Origin of the sequence: Petrotoga sibirica DSM 13575 (assembly GCF_002924625.1) — a bacterium.
In the GTDB taxonomy this organism is placed as follows: Bacteria; Thermotogota; Thermotogae; order Petrotogales; family Petrotogaceae; genus Petrotoga; species Petrotoga sibirica.
This window is the reverse complement of sequence record NZ_JAHC01000029.1, coordinates 22,071-43,809: the sequence shown is the minus strand read 5'-3', so window position 1 is coordinate 43,809 and position 21,739 is coordinate 22,071. Positions and strand designations below refer to the sequence as shown.

Annotated in this window: 19 protein-coding genes and 1 tRNA gene; 13 read left to right on the top strand and 7 right to left on the bottom strand. The window is 34.0% G+C overall.

Annotated features, from left to right (window positions below; all coding sequences use genetic code 11):
* Positions 1 to 203 precede the first annotated feature (203 nt).
* From AA80_RS07480 to AA80_RS07465, 4 genes are read left to right on the top strand one after another with little or no spacing between them, the layout of a single operon-like run.
* Positions 204 to 1,073: a carbohydrate ABC transporter permease gene (locus AA80_RS07480; RefSeq protein WP_103877171.1), complete on the top strand. Its 870-nt coding sequence runs from the start codon at positions 204 to 206 to the stop codon at positions 1,071 to 1,073.
* Positions 1,070 to 1,903, top strand: a complete 834-nt coding sequence (locus AA80_RS07475) for a carbohydrate ABC transporter permease (protein ID WP_103877170.1) — start codon at positions 1,070 to 1,072, stop codon at positions 1,901 to 1,903. The genes AA80_RS07480 and AA80_RS07475 overlap by 4 nt, the downstream gene beginning before the upstream one ends.
* A gap of 14 nt (positions 1,904 to 1,917) precedes the next feature.
* Positions 1,918 to 4,587: a glycoside hydrolase family 38 N-terminal domain-containing protein gene (locus AA80_RS07470; RefSeq protein WP_103877169.1), complete on the top strand. Its 2,670-nt coding sequence runs from the start codon at positions 1,918 to 1,920 to the stop codon at positions 4,585 to 4,587.
* Positions 4,588 to 4,621: 34 nt separating this feature from the next.
* Positions 4,622 to 5,452 carry a carbon-nitrogen hydrolase family protein gene (locus AA80_RS07465; protein ID WP_103877168.1) on the top strand — a complete coding sequence of 277 codons (831 nt, stop codon included), beginning with the start codon at positions 4,622 to 4,624 and terminating at the stop codon, positions 5,450 to 5,452.
* 55 nt (positions 5,453 to 5,507) lie between these two features.
* Here AA80_RS07465 and fliS read toward each other — a convergent pair whose 3' ends face one another.
* A complete protein-coding gene (fliS, locus tag AA80_RS07460) occupies positions 5,508 to 5,945 on the bottom strand; it encodes a flagellar export chaperone FliS (protein ID WP_103877167.1) in 438 nt (145 codons plus the stop codon).
* 5 nt (positions 5,946 to 5,950) lie between these two features.
* Positions 5,951 to 6,565 (bottom strand): hypothetical protein, encoded by a 615-nt coding sequence (locus tag AA80_RS07455; protein ID WP_103877166.1) that lies wholly within the window; start codon positions 6,563 to 6,565, stop codon positions 5,951 to 5,953.
* Between the two features lie 345 nt (positions 6,566 to 6,910).
* Between AA80_RS07455 and AA80_RS07450 the strand changes: the two genes are divergently transcribed.
* The 9 genes from AA80_RS07450 (at position 6,911) to AA80_RS07410 (ending at position 18,111) form a co-directional block, all read left to right on the top strand.
* The gene (locus tag AA80_RS07450; protein WP_103877165.1) at positions 6,911 to 8,152 is read left to right on the top strand and encodes an aminopeptidase P family protein; all 1,242 of its coding nucleotides are present in this window, start codon (positions 6,911 to 6,913) and stop codon (positions 8,150 to 8,152) included.
* Positions 8,153 to 8,644 carry a crossover junction endodeoxyribonuclease RuvC gene (ruvC, locus tag AA80_RS07445; protein WP_103877164.1) on the top strand — a complete coding sequence of 164 codons (492 nt, stop codon included), beginning with the start codon at positions 8,153 to 8,155 and terminating at the stop codon, positions 8,642 to 8,644. It abuts the gene before it with no gap.
* Positions 8,631 to 12,821: a PolC-type DNA polymerase III gene (locus AA80_RS07440; protein ID WP_103877163.1), complete on the top strand. Its 4,191-nt coding sequence runs from the start codon at positions 8,631 to 8,633 to the stop codon at positions 12,819 to 12,821. The genes ruvC and AA80_RS07440 overlap by 14 nt, the downstream gene beginning before the upstream one ends.
* Before the next feature lie 5 nt (positions 12,822 to 12,826).
* Complete coding sequence (locus AA80_RS07435; RefSeq protein ID WP_103877162.1) at positions 12,827 to 13,897, top strand: hypothetical protein; 1,071 nt, start codon at positions 12,827 to 12,829, stop codon at positions 13,895 to 13,897.
* Between the two features lie 134 nt (positions 13,898 to 14,031).
* On the top strand, positions 14,032 to 14,643 hold the full coding sequence (gene epsC / locus AA80_RS10360; RefSeq protein ID WP_103877161.1) for a serine O-acetyltransferase EpsC: 612 nt from the start codon (positions 14,032 to 14,034) through the stop codon (positions 14,641 to 14,643).
* 92 nt (positions 14,644 to 14,735) lie between these two features.
* A complete protein-coding gene (cysK, locus tag AA80_RS07425) occupies positions 14,736 to 15,626 on the top strand; it encodes a cysteine synthase A (protein ID WP_103877160.1) in 891 nt (296 codons plus the stop codon).
* Positions 15,627 to 15,704: 78 nt separating this feature from the next.
* Positions 15,705 to 16,934 carry an ATP-dependent Clp protease ATP-binding subunit ClpX gene (gene clpX, locus AA80_RS07420; RefSeq protein ID WP_103877159.1) on the top strand — a complete coding sequence of 410 codons (1,230 nt, stop codon included), beginning with the start codon at positions 15,705 to 15,707 and terminating at the stop codon, positions 16,932 to 16,934.
* Complete coding sequence (gene tsaD, locus AA80_RS07415; protein ID WP_103877158.1) at positions 16,931 to 17,941, top strand: tRNA (adenosine(37)-N6)-threonylcarbamoyltransferase complex transferase subunit TsaD; 1,011 nt, start codon at positions 16,931 to 16,933, stop codon at positions 17,939 to 17,941. Before clpX ends, tsaD begins: the two co-directional genes overlap by 4 nt.
* Positions 17,942 to 18,020: 79 nt before the next feature.
* Positions 18,021 to 18,111, top strand: a tRNA-Ser gene (locus AA80_RS07410).
* 50 nt (positions 18,112 to 18,161) lie between these two features.
* On the opposite strand, the gene AA80_RS07405 is transcribed toward AA80_RS07410, so the two are convergent.
* From AA80_RS07405 to AA80_RS07385, 5 genes are all read right to left on the bottom strand, one after another.
* Positions 18,162 to 18,704, bottom strand: a complete 543-nt coding sequence (locus AA80_RS07405; RefSeq protein ID WP_103877157.1) for a 2-oxoacid:ferredoxin oxidoreductase subunit gamma family protein — start codon at positions 18,702 to 18,704, stop codon at positions 18,162 to 18,164.
* 61 nt (positions 18,705 to 18,765) lie between these two features.
* Positions 18,766 to 19,521: a thiamine pyrophosphate-dependent enzyme gene (locus tag AA80_RS07400; RefSeq protein ID WP_103877156.1), complete on the bottom strand. Its 756-nt coding sequence runs from the start codon at positions 19,519 to 19,521 to the stop codon at positions 18,766 to 18,768.
* A gap of 15 nt (positions 19,522 to 19,536) precedes the next feature.
* Positions 19,537 to 20,601, bottom strand: a complete 1,065-nt coding sequence (locus AA80_RS07395) for a 3-methyl-2-oxobutanoate dehydrogenase subunit VorB (protein ID WP_103877155.1) — start codon at positions 20,599 to 20,601, stop codon at positions 19,537 to 19,539.
* A 5-nt stretch (positions 20,602 to 20,606) separates the two neighbouring features.
* Complete coding sequence (locus AA80_RS07390; RefSeq protein WP_103877154.1) at positions 20,607 to 20,840, bottom strand: 4Fe-4S dicluster domain-containing protein; 234 nt, start codon at positions 20,838 to 20,840, stop codon at positions 20,607 to 20,609.
* A 209-nt stretch (positions 20,841 to 21,049) separates the two neighbouring features.
* Positions 21,050 to 21,730: a cobalamin biosynthesis protein CobQ gene (locus AA80_RS07385; protein WP_103877153.1), complete on the bottom strand. Its 681-nt coding sequence runs from the start codon at positions 21,728 to 21,730 to the stop codon at positions 21,050 to 21,052.
* Between the last annotated feature and the right edge of the window lie 9 nt (positions 21,731 to 21,739).

The following is a 21,739-nucleotide window of genomic DNA, read 5'->3' as shown; positions in this document are numbered from 1 at the left end:
TTTGATTTTAAAAGGGTTACAGGGTGGAGCCCTCTCCCACACATCCGGGCGGGCTGCAGGGCAAAGGAAAGCTAAAGCAGATTGTATGTAAGCTAGAATGATGGAGGTATTTAAAAAATTTTTGAAATATAGAAATATGGTTTAAAGTAGGCTTCAGAGTTTCTGAAGATACTAAGTAAGAAAGAGACGGAGGTGGTGAACCGATGCAAAAGAAAAAATGGATGCCTTTTTTATTATTACTCCCTGCTTTGAGCATAATGTTCTTTTTAATGATTTTTCCTGTATTTTGGAATCTAACCATATCGATGCATGATGTAAAAACTACTAATATAAATGACGTTTGGCCTTTTGTTGGTTTCCAAAACTGGGTAAAAATTTTTCAAAATGAATATTTCCTACAATCTTTGAAAGTTACACTCTTTTTTGTATTAGGATCAGTATTTTTTCAAATTTTTATAGGCTTTTTAATCGCCAGAATTTTAATTGAAAGAGTTTGGGGGACTAAATTTTTTAGAGTTCTTTTTATACTTCCATGGCTTTTATCCGCTACTATTGTTGGGTTTTCCTGGCAGTGGATGTACAACGATTATTTTGGATTGATAAATGGTCTGCTAATGAGGTTAGGAATGCAGCCTGTAAATTGGATATCAGATCCAAACATGGCCTTGATATCCTTATTGATAGCTAACATATGGTTCGGCACACCGTTTTCTATACTTTTTCAAGAATCCTCGTTGTTGACAATCGATAGAAGTTTGTATGAGGCTGCGAAAATTGATGGTGCTAACCCACTTCAAAGTTTTTTCAATATAACATTGCCTTTGTTGGCACCTTTTTTGGGGATAAATTTGATCCTTACTTCTATGTGGAGTGTAAACCTTTTCGATCTTCAATTGGTATTGACGGGAGGAGGGCCTTTAATGTCCACTACAACGGCATCCTTGTATATGTATAAACAAGGTTTTGAACAAGGTAATCTATCAATTGGTGCGGCAATAGGATTAGTTCTACTTATTATTAATTTGATAGTTTCTTTCCTTTATCTAGGAGCATTGAGAGGTGAGGAGGCATGACCAAAAAGAATAAAACAATTAGAGTTATACTATTTATCATTCTTGTTATTTTCGCTATTTATACAATAATGCCTATATTTTGGGTGTTTGTTACTTCGCTGAAAACACCAGAGGAAGCAAGAGCATTTCCTCCTAGTTTAATTCCTGAAGAAGTTACCTTTCAAAATTATAAATTGCTTTTTCAAGATGATCAAATGATAAGAAGTTTTCTGAATAGTATTATAGTAGCGGTTCCAGCGACCTTACTATGTGTTATAATTTCTGCGTTAGCAGCATTTTCCTTTTCAAGGTACCACTTCAGAGGCAAAAAGCAGCTTTTAGCTGCCGTGATGGGAATTTTTATGATTCCTATAACTATGAACACAATCCCGTTATATTTGATATTTCAGAGGATGGGTTTATTAGATACATATGCGGGAGTAATCTTGGCTTACCAGGTTTTAATAATACCCTTGAATATTTTTATTCTCAAAAACCATTTTGATACCATTCCCGTTTCTTTAGAAGAGGCGGCAGCTCTTGATGGAGCTACAACCATGCAGAGATTTACTAAGGTAATAATGCCATTATCTTGGCCTGGTTTAAGTATATCTTTTATATTCACTTTCAGATTTGCATGGAATGAATTCGTTTTACCTATGATTTTAATAAGTTCGCCCAGTAAGACGGTTTTCCAAGTTGCGATGTACAGATTCTTGGGATTATACAGTATAGATTGGGGTTTACTCAGCGCAGCTATTGTAATTGGTATGATCCCAATTTTGATAATTATAATATTTTTTCAGAGACAACTGTTACAAGGGATACAGGCTGGTTCAATTAAAGGATAATTGGAGGTGAAGAGATGTACCATATCATTTCACACACACATTGGGATAGAGAATGGTTCGCTCCTGCGGATATAACAAAAAAAATGTTACCTAGTTTATTTCAAAAACTCTTCGAGTTAATTGATAATAATCCTGAATACAAATTTGTGTTAGACGGACAAATGTTGTTAGTGAAAGATTATTTAAGTAATTTTCAAGGAGAAGAAAGAAAAAAAGCAGAGGACAAATTGAAAAAATACTCTAAAAATATAGCCTTTGGCCCATACTATGGACAAATTGATTGGAGAGTCTCTGAAGAAAGCTCAATCAGAAATATTATATTGGGTGGACAAGAGGCTAAAAAATATGGAAATGTGATGAATATAGGTTGGTTACTAGATAATTTTGGCTTTTCGTCTCAAGTTCCACAAATTAATTTTAAAAGTGAAATAGAAGGTTGTTTCCTCTGGAGAGGTTTAAATATGAAAATTCCAAAAATCGGGTTTACTTGGAGCAGTCCCGATGGTAGCAAGATTCACGGCATATTTTTACTTGATAGTTATAGGAATATTATGAGATTGAAAGATTATCCAGAAGTTATGGAAAAAAGATTGGAATTGGAAATTAACAAGCTAAAAAAATATTCGAAAACTAATTACCTTCCTTTACTAAACGGATACGACTTGGATCCTGTTCCAGAAGATCCCACTGATGGAGAATTAAAAGCGGTTTTTCCAGATGAGTTTATTCAAGGATATTTTAAACAAGAAGACCCTTCTTTAATAGAAAAATACGTTGGTGAGCTAATTGATGGAAGCGTTGTTTCGACATTTCCAGGAAGTTTATCAACAAGGCAGTATTTAAAAATTATGAATTGGCATTCTGAATATATGCTCTCTAAGGTATTAGAACCCCTGATTGCTATCGTAGACAATTCTGAAGACGATAAAGAGATACAAAAGGCTTGGGAATATTTAATAATGAACCTGGTCCACGACAGCATAGGAGGAGTAGGAGTAGATCAGATTCATGAAGATATGGAAGAAAGATACAATAAAATTAAAGAGATTTTTGAATCAACTTTAAATAAAGTTTTGGATAAGGTAGGCCAGATTTTACCTTTAGGTTATGTTTGTCTAAACTTGAATCTGCAGGAATTACCTGTATTATTCGAAAATAAAGAAAACCTTTATAGATTTTCAGCACCTGCAGGAAGTATATCAAAAGTAAATTTAAAAAAGTATAACGTGAATTCTTCAGAAAAACCTATAAATAGTTTTCATTGGGAGAATGAACATTTCAAAGCATTCGTTGAAAACGGGAAGCTTAGAATTAAAAAGGAAAATAACGATTATTTAATCAGAGCTGTTTTGGTAGAAGATAAAGGTGATGAATACTCTTCTGCATTTGATAAAGAGTTGAACTTAACTTTCTCAGAAATGAGGTTGAAAGCACAGTCAGATAATTATTCCAAAATAGCTCTTGATTTTACCAGCAACGAAGTTGACTTCACACTTAATTTGACATTTTCAGAATTGCCCTATATCAATATCGAAATTGACTCTTTGGGAAAAGGATCAGATTATGGATTACTTTTAGCTTTAATTGGAGATGGAGATATAAATGCGGGTGTACCTTTCGATTCTGTAAAAAGACCATATGAAGTAAAATATGAAGAACCAGAAGAAGAAATGAAAAAGTTTTTAGTTGCTGCAAGAGAAATCTCTTTTAATAACGTTTTTCCTATGAAGGATTACGTTGGATTAGAAAAGGATGACTATTTCGCAGCCTTTATGGCCAAAGGAATTTATAGTTATACCACACATTCTACTAACTCCTTAGAAAAAGCTGTTTCTTTAATTTTATTAAGATCTGTAAGCTGGCTTTCTCGCGAAAATGTAAAAGGAAGAATTGGAGACGCCGGACCCGTAATGTACACTCCTGGAGCTGAAGTAAAAAGAAAAATGAAAATTGAAGCAGCCTTTTGCCTTTCAGATAAAGATAATTTTTTGAAATACAAAAATTCCTTTATCAATCCTCCTTTATTGTTTTATAAGCACCGTAATAATTCAGACTCAGAAAACCAGCCTGTCGTGGTACATAAATTCTATTCTTCAGTGGACGAAAACATAGAATTTGTGAATATGAAACCTTCAATAGACGAAGAGGGGATATCTCTGCGATTTTTTAATCCTTCTCACAAGAAAAAAAAGATAAAATTAACTCAAAAATCAATAAAAACCGATTTGTTAGAGAACGAATTAGAAGAATTCGATGGAACAATCAAGCCAAAAGAGATATTAACATTAAAAATACCTAAGCTATCTTTTAATACTTTTTCTGATGATGAAGGCTCAAAAGTTAACATAGTATATCCTAAATTTACGTGGGATATCTCTGAAGATCTTTCAAAACCGAATATAGGTATAATAAATAACATGGAAAGAGAAGCCAAAGATCTTAAAGAACATATAAAAGATTTAGAAAAGAAAATAAAAGAAACTCAAGGTATTAACAGATACGAATTGCTTTTTGAAAAGTATAAATTAATGAGGAAGGCGTTAGAATTAGAGTTATCCTCGTTATATAACAGATCTAAGATAGAACATGTGGATCCTTCTAAAATAGAACATATAATTGTAGAGTTGAACGATGTTAGGATAAAAAGGAGAGGTATAGAGTTTTTACTGGCTACTCTTAGGTAGTTTCATATCTATATATAATACTGGGGGCATCATTATGAAAAAAGTATTTGGTTTAGTGCAATTAAGTTCAAAATTGAACGACAAAGAAACAAACCTTAAAAAGCTAGACTCATTGATTTCAAAAGAAGTAAAAAAAGCGGATTTATACATCCTACCAGAGTTTTTTAACATAGGATACGATCTAGAAAATATTAACAATTACGCTGAAAATCTTGCCGAATTAATACCAGAAGGAGAAACTACTCAAGAAATTATAAGGATTGCAAAGAAATACAATGTCTCTATTGTTGCAAACATTTTAGAAAAAGACCCGTTAATAATTGGTAAGTATTACGATACCTCGATTTTAATAGATGATTCAGGTAAATTGCTTGGTAAGTATAGAAAAATATTTGTTTTTCCAAAAGAAAAGTTTAGACTTTCCGAAGGAACGTCTATAGAAATAATAGATTGGAAAGGTATAAAAATAGGTTTATCAATTTGTTATGATCATGCTTTTCCTGAATTATATAGGATAATGGCCCTTAGAGGGGCACAAATACTAATAATTACATCTGCTGTTCCAAAAGGTTTTGAAAAATTAGTAGAGGTAAGAACATCCGCCCGGGCACAAGATAATCAACTGTTTGCAATTGGGGTAAACGCCGTTGGTAAACCCTCTGAAGATTCGATCCCTTTTTGCGGAAATTCCATAGCTGTTGATCCACACGGAGATACCCTCATTAAATTGGGGGATGAAGAAGACGTAATTGCACAGGTAAGTATAGATACCGATAAAATTCTTGAAGAAAGGCTTTTGGAGCCGTCACTTCACGAAATAAAGATGTTGAAAATCTACGATGGCATAGATTTTAAAATCGATTAAACAAAAACCCTCCAACAAGCGTATATGATTTGGGAGGGTTTTTGAATTTATTAATTTAATATTGAAGATCAAATTTAGGATCGACAGATTTAGCGTTTAACTCGCGGGAAGTTTTGAGTTCTTTTTTCAATAGTTCTTTCCAGGTATCTAAGAGCTCTTGTAGAAAAGATCTTACTTCTTTTAAGATTTCAATATCTTTTTTGTTATTTGATTCTAACAGTCTTTGATACATGTAATTGTATAGAGCTCTGAGATTTTTAGCTATCTCTCCGCCTTTTTCAAGATTCAACGAGACGTTAAGTTCTGTAACTATGTCTTCCACCCTTATAATCTGTTTGTTAGCCTCGGAAAGATTTTTATTCTCGATAGCTTTTATTGCCTTATTTATTCTTTCGATTGAATTTTGATACAATAATTCGACTAATTTTGCGGGGCTAGCTGTTTTTATACTGTTTTCAAAATAATAGTTAGCGTTTTGATTATTATTGTACATTCAAATTACACCCCTTTTCTTTCAAGAGTTTTTTGAGCATTTTTTAAAATCGTTTCAAAGGTTGACAAAACTTCGTTGAAATCGAATTCGATGATGTCTGAGAGTTCTAAATAATCTTGTTCGCTTTGGGATTTAATTATGTCTTGGACAACATTTTGTACGTAGTCTAAGTCTCCAGGGTTGTAAAAAGCTTCGTCACTGAAAGCTCGTGTTTGTTGTATAACGTTTAATAGTGCTTGTAAACCTTCTGCAATACTGTTAAGCATTTTATGCCCTTCGTTTGTATTAAGCAAAACTTCTTTTGAAACCCTTTCTAAATTTTCCCTAACCTTACTAATGTATTCAAGTGATTGGGAGATAAGATCGAACAAAACTTCTTTTTTTGACGTGAATTCCAACTCTATCTCTTCTCCACCTTCAAAAAAAGAATCTTTTATTTCATCGTAATAACTTAGGGGAATCTCTTTTTCGTTGATCTTTATTTTAGTCAACACACCTTGTGTTTTGTTAATATAATCTTGCACCATCTCTTCAAAAGTATTGTACTTTTCTGCAGGAATATCTAAATTAACACTTTTTAACCCACTTATTTTTAACCTTATATTCTCATCATCAAACATTATAACCACTCCTTTTTATTCTGACATACTGACTTTAGAAACTCTGAAATTTGCTTTAAAGCATACTTCTAAAATTCAAAAATTTTTAAAATACCTCCATCATTTTTAGCTCTCCTTTGCCCAGCAGCCCGCCCGGCTGGGTCGGGGAGGGCTCCACCCTGTGACCCTTTTAAAATCAAAATCTTGTTTTTTAAAATTATTTAATTTCTAAAGTGTCTAATTCTGATTCCTAAAATATAATCGTCTAAAAAAGTAATTTCTTTAGAATGAAAGTATCACATTTTAATGATATAATAAATCGTAGATTAGAAGCAAACAATTTTTTTCGTGTTAGGGGGATTCGATATGGCTGATGTAAAAAGTAGAATAGAAAAAATATTAAACAGTTTAGAAGAAGGTTCGATGTTGATTCTTTACTCAGGAAAGAGCCCAGTAAAAAGCGCAGACGAAACCTATAACTTTACCCCGAATCGAAACTTCTATTATTTTACTGATTTGGACATAGAAAACGCTTATTTAGTAATTAGCAAAACCGAATCAAAAGTTGTTGAAAAACTGTTCATAGAAAGAAACGATCCAAAGTTAGCTAGGTGGGTTGGTAAAAAACCAAGTAAAGAGCATTGTTCTAAATTGAGTAAAATTCAAGAAGAAGATATATCTTTTTTGGATGAATTCAATGGATATATTGGAGACACCCTATCAAGGTCTAATATTAAAAATGTATATTTGTATTTAAAATCTCCTCATTGGGAGAATATGACAAAAGAAAAGCAAATTGCTCAAGAAATACAAAGATTGTTTCCATATGTTTGTATAAAAGATATTTCAACAAAAATAGCAGATTTGAGGACTATTAAAGACGAAGAAGAAATAGAAAATATTAAGAAAGCTATCGAAATTACAAAAGAAGGAATTTTGAACATAATAAAAAATTCAAAGCCTGGAATGTACGAGTACGAGCTCGAAGCATATTTTGATTTTTCTTTGAGAAAAAACGGGGTAAAAGATTTCGCATTTAAACCAATAGTAGCTTCAGGGCCTAACTCCACGATTCTACATTACTCTGCCAACGAAAGAAAAATACAAGAAGGAGATTTAGTTTTGCTGGACTTGGGAGCACAATATAATTACTATAGCGGCGATATATCCAGAACTTTCCCAATAAGCAGAAAGTTTTCTCCAAGGCAAGCGGAAATTTACCAAATTGTTTTAAATACCCAGAAAGAAGTTCAGTCACAAGCCAAGCCAGGTTTAACCCTTTTTGAATTGAATGAAATTGCAAAGAAATCATTAGCAGAAAGTTGTAAAAAGATAGGATTGATTAAAACCGATGAAGAACTTTCAAAATATTATTTTCATTCTGTGAGTCACTTTTTGGGTTTAGATACCCATGACGTAGGTGACAAGTATATGCCTTTAAAACCAGGAATGGTTATTACCAACGAACCAGGTTTGTACATAGAGGAAGAGGGTATCGGCGTGCGTATAGAAGACGATCTTCTTATAACTGAGAACGGATGCGAAAATTTATCAAGGGCAATCCCCAAAGAGATAGAAGAAATTGAATGTATTTGGAGTGTATCTTAAATGGTAATTCTGGGTATAGATCCCGGTTATGGAAGAATTGGATATGGTGTCCTTGAAAAAAAAGGTAACATTTTCAATTTTATCGATTATGGTGTAATATATACCAGCAAGGAAGAAGAACTTCCAAAAAGGTTGCTGAGCATAGACGAACAACTTAGGAATTTAATACAAACCTATAAGCCTGATGAATCTGCTGTAGAAAAATTGTACTTTTTTAAAAACGTTGCAACCGCTATACAGGTTGGAGAGGCTAGAGGCGTTATTCTACTTTGTTTGGAAAAAGAAAATATACCGATTTATGAATACACACCTTTTCAGATAAAACAGGCTGTTACAGGATATGGAAGAGCTGAAAAAGGGCAGATACAGAGAACCTTAAAATTATTATTGAAGTTGGAAAAAACACCAACTCCAGATGATGCAGCAGATGCGTTAGCCACGGCTTTTTGCCATGGAAATTTTAGGAGGAGCTTCAAAAATGCTGGATATTAAAGATTTCTTAAAGGAAAATGTGGGGTTCATTCCTTTTGAATTAAATGGGAAAATCATCGTGAAAGACAAAGAGGTTGAAATCAATTTACAGAAATTAAGTGAAGATATAGATGAGGCTTCATTAAAGCTTTTCTTTACCAGACTTCTCAAGAGAGATGTAAAAATCTCTTTTACAAATGATGAAGGACCTGAATTTATAGTTAATAATTGGCATCAATTGATAATGAATCTTCGTTTAAAAGATTATCTAAGACTTTTAAAACCTGAATATTCTCAAGAAAACAAAATAGTATTTAAAACGTACTCGCCGATAGTAAAAAACCGATTAACAAAGGAAAAAGAAGAATTGGATAATATTTTATTTAAATATCTTGGGAAAGAAATCCCTTATGAAATCATTATAGATGAAAGTTTAAAACCAACTTTTATTGATGAAGGTTATGAAACCCATTATTCCCAAGATAGTAATTTATCTTCTGATTATGAAACCTCGAAAAAATTAGCTGAAGTCGAAAGGGTTGTAATAATAGGGAGAGATTTTAAAAAGGTACCACTACCGTTATCGATGCTTCCTTCAAATGAAGGAAGTAACGTTGTAGTTAACGGGAAAATATTTTACAAAGAGTACAATGAAAAAGGACCTGTATCTACTCTTTTCATTACTGATAAAAAAAGTTCCGCTGTTGTAAAAACCTTTTCTGAAACGGCTAATAATTTAAACAAAGAATTAGATGAGGGAGATAACGTATTAATTGAAGGTATTATTTTTTACGATTCTTTTAGTCATGAATTTGCAATTAGACCTATGAATATAGTTAAGTTAAAAGAAGAAACCCTTGAAAGGAAAGATAAATACCCCACAAAAAGGGTGGAGCTTCATTTACATTCAAAACTAAGTGCGATGGAAGGGTTACTCGATGTGGGGGAAGTAGTAAAGACCATAAAAAATTGGGGCCATAAAGCGGTAGCTATAACCGATTCTGGGGTCGTTCAGAGTATTCCAGAATTTTATGAAAAAGCTGTTGCTGAAGGTATTAAACCTATTTTCGGTATGCAAGCCTATGTCGTTGATGAATTTGTCAATATTATAAGTTTGCTCGGGGAAGATAAGAAAATAAGTGAAACTGAGTTTGTTGTTTTTGACTTGGAAACTACAGGATTAGAGCCTGCCATGCACGAAATTATAGAGATCGGGGCTGTAAAAATAAAGAATATGAAAATAGTGTCTAAGTTTCATAGTTTAGTAAAGCCCAGAAAACCTGTCTCAAACTTTACAACTAATTTTACAGGTATAACGAATCAGATGTTGGAAGTTGAAAGACCTATAGAGGAAGTCCTTCCTCAATTTTTGAGTTTCATAGAAGGTACAGTGTTAGTTGCCCACAACGCAGACTTTGATTACCGTTTTTTACGAGAATGGGTTAGGAAGGTCTATAACGATCACTTTGAGCAGACTTATATTGATACTTTAGCTCTTTCAAAATCTCTGTTAACGTTGAAAGGGTATGGGCTTGATAAGGTAGTTGAGGAGTTAAAGCTTGGGAGTTTTGAACACCATAGGGCTCATGAAGACGCCTATATAACCGCCTTAGTGTTTTTGAAACTGATAGAAATGGCAAAACTGAAAAATAAAAACGGCCTCACGGCAGGTATGGATGTTGAAATGTTGTCGGATCTTGAAAAATTACAAAAATTCATAGATTTTAAAAGAATTCGACCAAGTACGATGACTATTTTAGTAAAAAACAAAACAGGCCTTAAGAATCTTTATAAACTAGTTTCAAATGCCCACATAAAATATTTTTACAGAGTTCCTAGAATTTTAAAAAGCCAATTATCTCAAATGAGAGAAGGTTTGTTGATAGGTAGTGGAGCAGAAGAAGGAGAAATCTTTCAAAGCTATCTCAGGGGTGGATCTCATGATGAAATTCTCGAAATTGCCAAATTTTACGATTATTTGGAATTAACCCCGTTAGATGCATTATCAGACAGATCTATTTCAGAAGAACAGTTAAAAAAGATTTATAGGGATATATATAACCTTGGCAACGAATTAAACATGCCTGTTGTTATGGTTTCAAACGCCCATTACCTAGATAAAGAAGATCAGATTTTTTACAACGCATTAAAAGTTGCAGAAAAGAGAAAAACTTCCACTGCACACAGATACTTGCGTACAACTGATGAGATGGTAGAAGAAGCTCAACGAATTTTTGAAGATAAAGAAATAGCAGAGAAAATTGTCATAACCAATACTAACGAGATTGCAGATCAGATAGAAATAATAAAGCCACTTAGTAACAAACTGCATCCTCCAAAGATAGAGAACGCTGAATTAGAAATTGAAAAACTTGCAAAGGAAAAAGCCTATGAAATATATGGCAATCCTTTACCAAAAATCGTTGAAAGCCGTTTGAACAGAGAACTAGAATCCATCATAAAACATGGGTATGCTGTACTGTATCTAATTGCTCAAAAAATAGTGAAAAAATCCTTAGAGGATGGATATTTGGTGGGTTCCAGAGGTTCTGTTGGTTCTTCTTTGGTGGCTACGATGCTGGGAATAACCGAGATAAACCCTTTACCTCCTCATTATATATGTCCAAATTGTAAAAACGTAGAATTTTTTGATAATGAGGAAATAAGTTCTGGTTATGATCTTCCTGATAAAAAATGTGAAAAATGTGGAACTAAAATGAAAAAAGATGGTCAAGATATACCATTTGAAACATTCATGGGGTTTGAAGGTGACAAAATACCTGATATAGATTTGAATTTTTCTGGAGATTATCAAAACATGGCGCATAAATACATTGAAAAAATGTTCGGAGAAGGCCATGTTTTTCGGGCAGGTACTATATCAACAATTGCAGACAGAACGGCCTTTGGTTTTGCTAAAAAATATTGCGAAGAGCAAGGAATTGTGAAGAATAGCGAGATAACGCGAATAGTCAAGGCGATAACAGGGGTAAAACGAACAACAGGGCAACATCCTGGTGGATTAATGATAGTTCCAAAAGAAGATGAAGTTTACAATTATACACCAATTCAGTTCCCTGCCAATGACACTAAATCAAGTGTTCAAACCACCCATTTTGATTACCACGTTATACATAACGATCTTGTAAAATTAGATGCACTTGGTCACGATGACCCCACATTCATTAAAATGATGTCTGATTTAACTGGAGTAGACCCATTAGCGATCCCAATGGACGATAAAAAAACTTTGAGCTTGTTCTCCTCTACAAAAGCGTTGAAAATAGACTTAAAAAATGAATTAGGTACAACTGTTGGAACGTTAGGGGTCCCAGAATTTGGCACTACCTTTGTCAGAATGATGTTGGAAGACACAAGGCCAAAGAGTTTTTCTGAATTAGTAAGAATATCTGGTTTATCCCATGGCACCGATGTGTGGGCAGGGATAGCTAAAAACTGGATCGACAGAAAGATTGCTACTTTAGATGAGGTAATTTCTTGTAGAGATGATATAATGAATTATTTATTATCCAAAGGTGCTCCACCTAAAAGTGCTTTTTCAATAATGGAAAAGGTGAGAAAAGGCAAAGGTATCAACGAAGAAGACATTGAATTAATGAAAAAATTAAATGTGCCTGAATGGTTTATCATCTCTTGTCAAAAAATTAAATATCTCTTTCCAAAAGCTCATGCGGCTGCTTACGTTAGCATGGCTTTTAGAATAGCATGGTTTAAAGTTCATTATCCTTTAGCGTTTTATTCTACGTATTTTACCGTCAAAGGTGATGAATTCAACTTAAAAGTTATTTTCTCCGGTCGAGAAGCCATTAAAAAAAGGATATTTGAACTGCGTAATATGGATCTGGATGTGCGTAAAAAAAATGAGATGGTCGTATTAGAGTTAGCGTTGGAAATGATGCTAAGAGGTTATGATTTTAAAATGGTTGATTTGTACAAGTCTGATTCGAAAAAATTTTTAATAGAAGGAAACTCTCTGATTGTGCCTTTTATCAAAGTACCGAATCTTGGTGAAAAAGCAGCAGAGAATATTCTTAAGTCAAGAGAAAATGGTTTTAGATCAATAGAAGATTTTGCTGCAAAGAGTGGGTGTAACAAGACGAATGTGGAAACTTTAAGAGAATTAGGCGTGTTGAAAGGCTTACCGGAAACAAATCAAATGTCACTTTTTAAAGGATGAAATAAATGGAAGGTTGGTTGACTTATGGTGAATTAAAAAATATTACAAAACTTCTTGACGCATTCTGTGGTTCCGTTGAGCCCTCCTTCAGAAATGCTTACTTTTATTATGACAGAGCCCTTAAAATTTATGCAACAGATGGTTGTGCCAAGCTGTATTTGAACGTTACCAAAGAATTTCTTCCGTTTGATGGGGTTGCTTCCGTTCCAATTCAATACTTAAAGGGAATTATAAGGGATAAAAAATTAAAAGATGATTCTTTGGTCAAAATAACGGTAGAAGATAGTCTCATCTCATTCGAAATTCAAGGAATCACATTGAATAGTAAAATTGAAAAGATAGACACCAAACAAATCGAAGTAAGTAGAGAATTTACCTTATTAATCAAAAAAGATATAGGGTCTTTTCTAAATAAACTCGATTTTGTTTCTGCTTCTGCCAACGAAGGGGATATCATTGACTTTTTTACGTTCAATGATAATTTAATTTTTGGGTATTTGAGTAATTATTATAAATTAAATAGCATTTACGGAAATATCAGGGAGGAGTTTCATAGGGAAATTCCGTTTATTTCCGCCCGTCATATAGTTAAGTCTTTAAACCTTTTGAAAAAAAGTTCTATCCTTGAGTTTGGTATAGACAAAAAAGATATTGTATTAAAGATGCCAGGAATATTCATTAAAATATGTTCAGCCATACCTTCTTACAATAAAAATTTGTTGGTAACGCAAAAGAGCTTTGTCGAAGAAAAAGAGATGAACACAAAAGAATTAAAAAAGGTTTTATCAAAACTATATGTAACATTTTCTGAAAGTAATATTGCCTACTTACTCTTAAATAAAGGAAACAGTTACATTTACAAAGAAAACAATAATTCAAAAATTTCTTTTAAATTGTCCTATTCTTTTGAAAATCAATATCTAATCACGATACATATCAGAAAAATTCGCTCAATTTTATCTAGAATGTCAGAAAATATAATATTTTACTTATCCCCCAAAGAATTAGTTTTGGCAGAAAAGAAAAACGAAAAAAAAGCCAGTTTTTTAGTTCAAGAGTTCAGAAAGGTAACTTAACTAAATTATCTCCCCGAGATAAAGCGTTAACAGTAATTTAGAAAAACATCTTTCTCTTGAAAAGAAATTAAGATATAATTTTGTTGTAATGTCGACAGTTTTGGTTATATTTAATTTAGCCGGGGAGTGATTTAATGAAAGGTTTTTTAAATTTTTTTCGGGATTTTGGGAGAATATTCAAAGCTTTGTCAAAAGATTTAGATATGTACATTGAGAAGGATCCTGTGGCCAAAAATAAGTGGAAAGTTTTTTTCACCTCGGTTTCTCTTCATGGTTTGATTGCCTATCGTTTTGCTAACTTCTTTTATAGGTACAAAATATATCCTATTGCTTACATTATATATGTGTTAAGTAAGATATTACATTCTATGGATATACATCCCGCAGCTTATATTGAACCAGGGGTAGTTATTGACCACGGTTTTGGTGTTGTTATTGGAGAAACAGCGAGTGTAGGTAGTGGGACGTTGATCTATCATGGGGTTACTCTGGGAGCTAAAAATGTTACAACCGGAAAAAGGCACCCTATAGTTGGTAAAAATGTGATGGTCGGTGCCGGAGCTAAGGTTCTTGGACACATATACATAGGAGATGAATCGGTCATTGGTGCTAATTCCGTTGTTTTAATGGATGTGCCACCTAAATCCTTGGCAGTTGGTATACCAGCAAAGATCAAAAAAACCAATTGTCCGTCTTCTAATTACTATGACTTAAACAATACAATAAACTCGGATTTTGTAATTTAGATAATTCATCTAGGAACGTCTGAAAACATTTGCAAGAGTAAGATAATTTTTTTGATTTAATCTCAAACAATATAAGATGGAAGGTGATTTTTTTGATTTACACCTCGATAGGGAACACTCCGATTATTACCTTATCAAAAATTATTCAACCAGGAAGAGTTTTTGTTAAATTAGAAAAAAATAATCCTGCAGGTAGTGTAAAAGATAGGCCCGCTCTTTTTATGATAAGTGATGGTGAAATTAAGAACAAGCTTAATGAGAGCCAAAATATAATTGTCGAACCTACGAGCGGAAACACAGGTATAGCTTTGGCAGCAATTGGTAGAAGCAGAGGTTATAGAGTCATATTAACTATGCCTGAAAGCATGAGTGAAGAAAGAAAGAAAATCTTAAAGTTTTTTGGTGCCGAATTGATACTTACTCCCGCTGATCAAGGAATGAAAGGGGCAATTAACAAGGCTTTAGATATTGTGAACGAAACAAAAGGATATATGCCTAACCAGTTTTCAAATCCTGCCAATCCATATTCACATGAAGTAACTACAGGGCCTGAAATTATCAAACAGATGGACTATTCTTTGGATGCCTTTGTTGCAGGTGTAGGAACCGGTGGAACGATAACCGGGGTAGCAAGGGCGTTGAAAAAAGCATTCTCAGAATGTGTTAGAATAGTTGCTATAGAGCCTTCCAATTCGCCCGTTATATCGGGAGGTAACCCTGGTAAACATAAGATTCAAGGCATAGGAGCGGGATTCATTCCTGATAATTTAGATATGAATTTAGTAGACGAAATAATGCAGATAAATGATGAAGAAGCTATTGAAATGACCAAGCAACTTGCAAAAGACGAAGGTTTATTTGTGGGGATATCTTCAGGTGCAAACATAGCGGCAGCGATCAAACTCTCGGATAGAATGGGAAAAGGGAGAAGAATTGTTACCGTTGCCCCAGATAGTGGGGATAAATACATGAGTTTATTATAAAGTTATTTTAACAAAGAAATGGTATAATTAGTCTCGATCTTATATGAAGTAAGAAACACATAACAGGAGGAATTATTAATGTCAGAAAAGTATTGCTCTTTTTGTGGAAAACCATCAAGCCAGGCAGAAGCCTTAATTGCTGGGCCAAACGGCATTTATATCTGTGATGAGTGTATAAATCTTTTTCAAGAGTTAGTTGAAGAAAATAAGGCAAAAAACGGGGAAAAGAATGAAACAAAGGTTGAAACTCTTCCTACTCCAAGAGAGATTAAATCAGAGCTGGATAAATATGTAATTGGTCAAGAGACAGCTAAGAAAATAATTTCTGTGGCTGTTTACAATCACTACAAAAGAATATTTTCTTCAAAGAATATTACCGACGTTGAGTTAGATAAATCTAACGTTTTGATGATCGGACCTACTGGCACTGGAAAAACTTTGATTGCTCAAACTTTGGCTAAGATATTAGACGTTCCCTTTGCCATCGCGGATGCAACAACTTTAACTGAAGCTGGTTATGTTGGAGATGATGTTGAAAACGTTATACTAAGACTTTTGCAAGCTTGTGATTACGACGTAAAAAGAGCTGAAAAAGGAATAATTTATATCGATGAAATTGATAAAATAGCTAGAAAATCACCAAATCCTTCAATTACTAGGGATGTTTCTGGTGAAGGGGTACAACAAGCATTACTTAAAATAGTTGAAGGAACTTTAGCTAACGTTCCTCCTCAAGGAGGAAGGAAACATCCTTACCAAGAATTTATCCAAATAGATACCTCGAAGATCCTTTTTATTGCAGGAGGGGCCTTTGATGGTTTAACAGACATAATAAAGCATAGGGTAAAGGATTCTTCTTTAGGATTTGGAGCAGACATAAAAAGTAATAATAAACAAAGAGATGGTGAGATCTTAAGGAATATTGTTCAAGATGATCTTATTAAGTATGGATTAATTCCAGAATTTGTAGGTAGATTCCCTGTAGTGTCAACACTTAACGATTTGGATGAAGAAGACCTTATTAAGATAGCTATGGAACCAAAGAATGCTTTATTCAAGCAATATCAAAAGATGTTGGAAATAGAAGGTATAAAACTAGAAATCACAACGGAAGCCATGAAAGAGATATGTTCTCAAGCCTTGAAACGGGGAACAGGAGCAAGGGCGTTAAAGACGATATTCGAAGAGATAATGCTTGATATAATGTATGAAGCGCCTGAGATAAAAAATAAAATTAACAAAATTGTTATAGATGAAGAGGTAGTAAATAAGAAAAAACCAGCTGTTAAAAGGAAGGAAACTGCTTGAACAGAGAAAGTGAAAAAGAGCCAATCATTTTTGGAATAGAAACATCATGTGATGAAACTGCTGTTGCAATATTAAAAGGTAAAGATCAATTGCTTTCTAATTTAGTTTATTCGCAGATCGATGTTCATAAGATATTTGGAGGAGTTGTACCAGAGATTGCAGCTCGAAAACATGTCGAAGTTTTGTACAAATTAAGTTTAAAAGCCTTCGAAGAGGCACAAATTACCCCAAATGACATAGATGCAGTTAGTGTATCTTTTGGCCCTGGATTAATTGGGGCCTTACTTATTGGAGTGAGTTTTGCTAAGGGGATGTCTTTATCCTTGGGTAAACCGTTAATTGGTGTAAACCATTTAATGGGCCATATATACGCTAACTTTCTTGATTTTCCAAAATTGAAACCTCCTTTTGTCACATTATTAGTCTCCGGTGGACATACAGCAATTTTGTTGGTGAAAGATTATTTGGATTTTAATATAATTGGAGAAACACGTGATGATGCGGTAGGGGAAGCATTTGATAAAGTCGCAAGAATTTTGGGTTTGGGTTATCCCGGAGGGCCAGTTATAGATGAAATTTCAAAAAATGCTCAAAAATTGTACGATTTTCCAAGGCCGTTGTACGATAGAGGATACGACTTTTCGTTTTCCGGCTTAAAAACATCAGTTTTGTATTTTGTGAGAGATTATCCGCAGGCGAAAAAAGAAGATATTGCAGCTTCATTTCAAGAAGCGATAATTAACACTCTTGTTCATAAAGTTACTAAATTTGCAATAAAAGAAAATATAAAAGACATTGTGATCGCAGGAGGAGTTGCTGCAAACTCCCTGTTGAGGGAAAAATTAAATGCTTTTAAAGACAAAATGAATATCTATTATCCAAGACAATCGTTATGTACTGATAATGCAGCGATGATATGTCGTGCTGGGTATGAAAAGTATATAAGAAACATGTTTGATACCTTAGATTTGGATGTTGTTCCTAATTTAGGATTATCTAAAATATAACGACAATTAGTTCTGTGGCTGGTTGACGGTAAGGGATTATTATGATATAATAAATTTTGGAAAAGTTAATGACTATTATGGAGAGATGGCCGAGTGGTCGAAGGCGCACGCCTGGAGAGCGTGTGACGGTTAAAAGCTGTCCGTGGGTTCAAATCCCACTCTCTCCGCCATCAAAAATAATAAATGCCGGAAATTTTCCAGCATTTATTATTTTATTTTCTTATTTTACAGTTTCTTTCATACCCGCTTTTATTGCCTTTAGGTTTATTTCTAGTAATTTTCCCTTTTTCCCTGTTAATTTTTCTTTTAAAGCTTCTTCTACGGCTTCAAAGCTGACTGCTTGTGTTGCTTTTAAGTAAGCTCCAAGCATAACCATATTTAAAACTTTTAAATTACCTAGTTCGTCCGCTATTTCATTAGCAGGTACTTTAACTAAATATATGTCTTCTCTTTCTGGTTTTTTATCGATCACAGAAGAGTTGATCAACAATAGCCCATTCTCTTTCAATACTTTTTCAAATTTTATCATAGACGGAATATTAAACGCAGCAACTTCATTCGGTTCATCTAACACCGGTGACGCAATGTATTCATCAGAAGTTATTACCGTACAGTTTGCAGTTCCACCTCGCATTTCAGGTCCATATGATGGAAGCCATGTGGTATATTTTCCATCAATCATGGCCGCTAAAGAAATTATTTGACCGAAAAGCATTACACCTTGTCCACCAAAACCAGCGGCTATTAATCCATGGTATGACATAAAAACACCTCCATTTATTTATTTCCTTTGATATTTGTAAGAACAAGGGGATATAAGATGATTAGTAAACATCTCCCACTTTATCGACATATACACCTAAAGGAAATTCTTTTACCATATTATCTTCCAACCACTTCATAGATTCTATGGGTGTTAATCCCCAATTAGTGGGGCATGTTGATAAAACTTCAACTAAACCAAAACCTATATTATTGAGTTGAGCATAAAAAGCCCTTTTTAAATACTTTTTTGTTTTTATTACGTCTTGTGGAGTTGTAACTTTTGTACGAGCTAGAAACGCAACTCCTGACAATTCTTTTAGAACCTCTGAAACATGAATAGGATACCCTTCAATATTTTCTTTTCTTCCATATGGGGTAGTTGTAGTTTTCATTCCTAAAAGGGTAGTTGGTGCCATTTGTCCTCCTGTCATACCGTATATAGCATTGTTTATAAAAATTGTTGTAATGAGTTCACCTCTATTGGCAGCATGTATTATTTCTGCGGTTCCAATAGCTGCTAAATCACCGTCCCCTTGGTATGTAAAAACAACGTTATCTGGACTTGCTCTTTTGATACCAGTAGCTACCGCAGGTGCCCTTCCGTGAGCTGCTACGGTGCCATCTACATCAAAAAATTCATAAGCAAATACGGAACATCCAACAGGTGCAACCATTATGGTTTTACCTTGTATTTCTAGCTCATCAATTACTTCAGCGATCAATCTATGAACAATTCCGTGAGAACATCCTGGACAATATGTAAACTCTTTTTCACTTAATGAGGTTGGTGCTTTAAATCTTTCTGCATAGGCCATTAATCTCACCTTCCTTTAAACTAATTCCATTAATTTTGCCAATACTTCTCCTGGGGTTGGAACTACTCCACCCGTTCTTCCATAAAATTCCACTGGTTTTTTTCCGTTGACTGCCAGTCTTACATCCTCCAACATCTGACCGAAACTCATTTCTATGGTGAAGAACAATTTAGCGTTTTCAGTGTATCTTCCCAATTCTTCATATGGAAATGGCCATAAACTTATTGGGCGAAATACCCCTGCTTTTACGCCTTTTTCTCTGGCAGTATCCACAACTGATTTAACTATTCTTCCCATTGTTCCATAGGCAACCAGCACAACTTCTGCATCGTTTAATTTATATTCTTCAAATAATTTTTCTTTTTTTACTATTGTTTTGTATTTTTCATGTCTTTGAATATTCATTTTTTCTAATTTTACGGGGTCTAAATCAAAGGATGTAACTCTGTGTGGTTCTCGCTGCATTTTTGTTCCAGTCAATGCCCAATCTGAATGATCGGGTAAAGTGTTTAGATTTTTAAAGCTGGGGAATTTCACTGGTTCCATCATTTGACCAAGTAATCCATCTGTCAATAGTAACACCGGTATTCTGTACTTATCGGCTACATCGAAAGCTCGAATAGTCAATTCAACAGCTTCTTGAAGGGATTCAGGACCATACACGATCAACTTATAATCGCCATGCCCACCACCTTTTGTGGCTTGAAAATAGTCTGATTGCGCTGGTTGTATATCTCCCAATCCTGGCCCACCTCTCACAACGTTTACAAAAACGCATGGAAGTTCAGCCCCCGCTATGTAAGAAACCCCTTCTTGCATTAAAGAGAATCCAGGGGAAGAAGTGGAAGTCATAACTCTTTTTCCAGTGCTAGCTGCTCCATATATCATATTTGAAACTGCCACTTCGCTTTCAGCTTGTAAAAAAGTTCCATTTACCTCAGGTAATCTTCTTGCCATGTATTCTGTTAATTCACTTTGAGGAGTGATAGGGTAACCAAAATATAATCTACATCCTGCTCTTATTGCAGCTTCACCTATTGCTTCGGTACCTTTAACCATAACTTTTTCGGCTTTTTCCATAAAAATCAACTCCTTGCCTTTTCTAATACTTTTACAGTTATACATACATCAGGACACATTTGATAGCAAAAACCACATCCTATACAATTTTCAATGTTCTTAACTTGTGTTGGATGATAACCTTTGTTGTTATATGCTTTAGAAAATTCAAGGACATCTTTGGGACAAGCTTCAATACATAGTCCACACCCTTTGCATCTTTCTTTATCAATTTCAATTGAGAATTTTGTTTCTTTCATTGTTTTCCCTCCAATCATTTATAGGCATTAAGGGGGATACCCCCTTAAAAACCCCCAAATTTAAATTTATTATAAAGAACCATTTTGCACAGAGCTGCAAAAGGGGATACCCCCTTAAAAACCCCCAAATTCGCGTAACATCATTTGCAAAACAAATGAGGGTTTGGATATTACTTTAAAAGCATTGCAAACAATGCTTTTTGCATAGATCAGCAAAAACCATAGTTCTCAAAGAATCTTTGAATCACAAATTTTTCAAACTTGGTATTTATCTTGTCTTCTAAGTTTTTTGATATTACTGTAAATGCAACGGGAATATTTGTTATTTGGGAAACTTCTTCTATTATGTTTTCTCCTTCTTCTATGATTTTTTTAGTTGTTTCATTTTGAATGTTTGAATTTACAACTAAATAATTAATTTTTAATCTCGAGCTACTTTCCAAGGATTGCAAATTTTTTATTATATATTCCTTATTATCCATAAAAGGTCTTCTCGTGTTGATTACAAAGTACAGGGCACATTTTGCATTATCTATATAATTTTTTAAAGATCCTAAAACTTTTACACCGTCTTCGTTTCCCCCTACATCTATTACCGTTTTATAATCTTGGTTTGTTATGTATCCTCCTATTTCACCAGGAACAATGGGAACATCTGCGTGCAAGTATTTTGTTGGGGGAGTGATTACTTTAATATCTTTTTGATTCAGTTCTTTTATTTTATCGCGGACCCGAAAGTACGGGCTTATGATATCTAAATCCGCAATCGCAACATTATTGTGTTCTTTTTTTAGCTCTGAGGCTATGTTGATAGAAACTTCTGTTTTTCCGGAACCAAACATTCCAATGAAAATATGAACTTGATAATCTTTAAATAAATTCTTCAACATGTATTTAGA

Coding starts and splice junctions, on each gene's coding strand:
- AA80_RS07480 (WP_103877171.1), top strand. CDS start 204: ATGCAAAAGAAAAAATGGATGCCTTTTTTATTATTACTCCCTGCTTTG.
- AA80_RS07475 (WP_103877170.1), top strand. CDS start 1,070: ATGACCAAAAAGAATAAAACAATTAGAGTTATACTATTTATCATTCTT.
- AA80_RS07470 (WP_103877169.1), top strand. CDS start 1,918: ATGTACCATATCATTTCACACACACATTGGGATAGAGAATGGTTCGCT.
- AA80_RS07465 (WP_103877168.1), top strand. CDS start 4,622: ATGAAAAAAGTATTTGGTTTAGTGCAATTAAGTTCAAAATTGAACGAC.
- fliS (WP_103877167.1), bottom strand. CDS start 5,945: ATGTACAATAATAATCAAAACGCTAACTATTATTTTGAAAACAGTATA.
- AA80_RS07455 (WP_103877166.1), bottom strand. CDS start 6,565: ATGTTTGATGATGAGAATATAAGGTTAAAAATAAGTGGGTTAAAAAGT.
- AA80_RS07450 (WP_103877165.1), top strand. CDS start 6,911: ATGGCTGATGTAAAAAGTAGAATAGAAAAAATATTAAACAGTTTAGAA.
- ruvC (WP_103877164.1), top strand. CDS start 8,153: ATGGTAATTCTGGGTATAGATCCCGGTTATGGAAGAATTGGATATGGT.
- AA80_RS07440 (WP_103877163.1), top strand. CDS start 8,631: ATGCTGGATATTAAAGATTTCTTAAAGGAAAATGTGGGGTTCATTCCT.
- AA80_RS07435 (WP_103877162.1), top strand. CDS start 12,827: ATGGAAGGTTGGTTGACTTATGGTGAATTAAAAAATATTACAAAACTT.
- epsC (WP_103877161.1), top strand. CDS start 14,032: ATGAAAGGTTTTTTAAATTTTTTTCGGGATTTTGGGAGAATATTCAAA.
- clpX (WP_103877159.1), top strand. CDS start 15,705: ATGTCAGAAAAGTATTGCTCTTTTTGTGGAAAACCATCAAGCCAGGCA.
- AA80_RS07405 (WP_103877157.1), bottom strand. CDS start 18,704: ATGTCATACCATGGATTAATAGCCGCTGGTTTTGGTGGACAAGGTGTA.
- AA80_RS07400 (WP_103877156.1), bottom strand. CDS start 19,521: ATGGCCTATGCAGAAAGATTTAAAGCACCAACCTCATTAAGTGAAAAA.
- AA80_RS07395 (WP_103877155.1), bottom strand. CDS start 20,601: ATGGAAAAAGCCGAAAAAGTTATGGTTAAAGGTACCGAAGCAATAGGT.
- AA80_RS07390 (WP_103877154.1), bottom strand. CDS start 20,840: ATGAAAGAAACAAAATTCTCAATTGAAATTGATAAAGAAAGATGCAAA.
- AA80_RS07385 (WP_103877153.1), bottom strand. CDS start 21,730: ATGTTGAAGAATTTATTTAAAGATTATCAAGTTCATATTTTCATTGGA.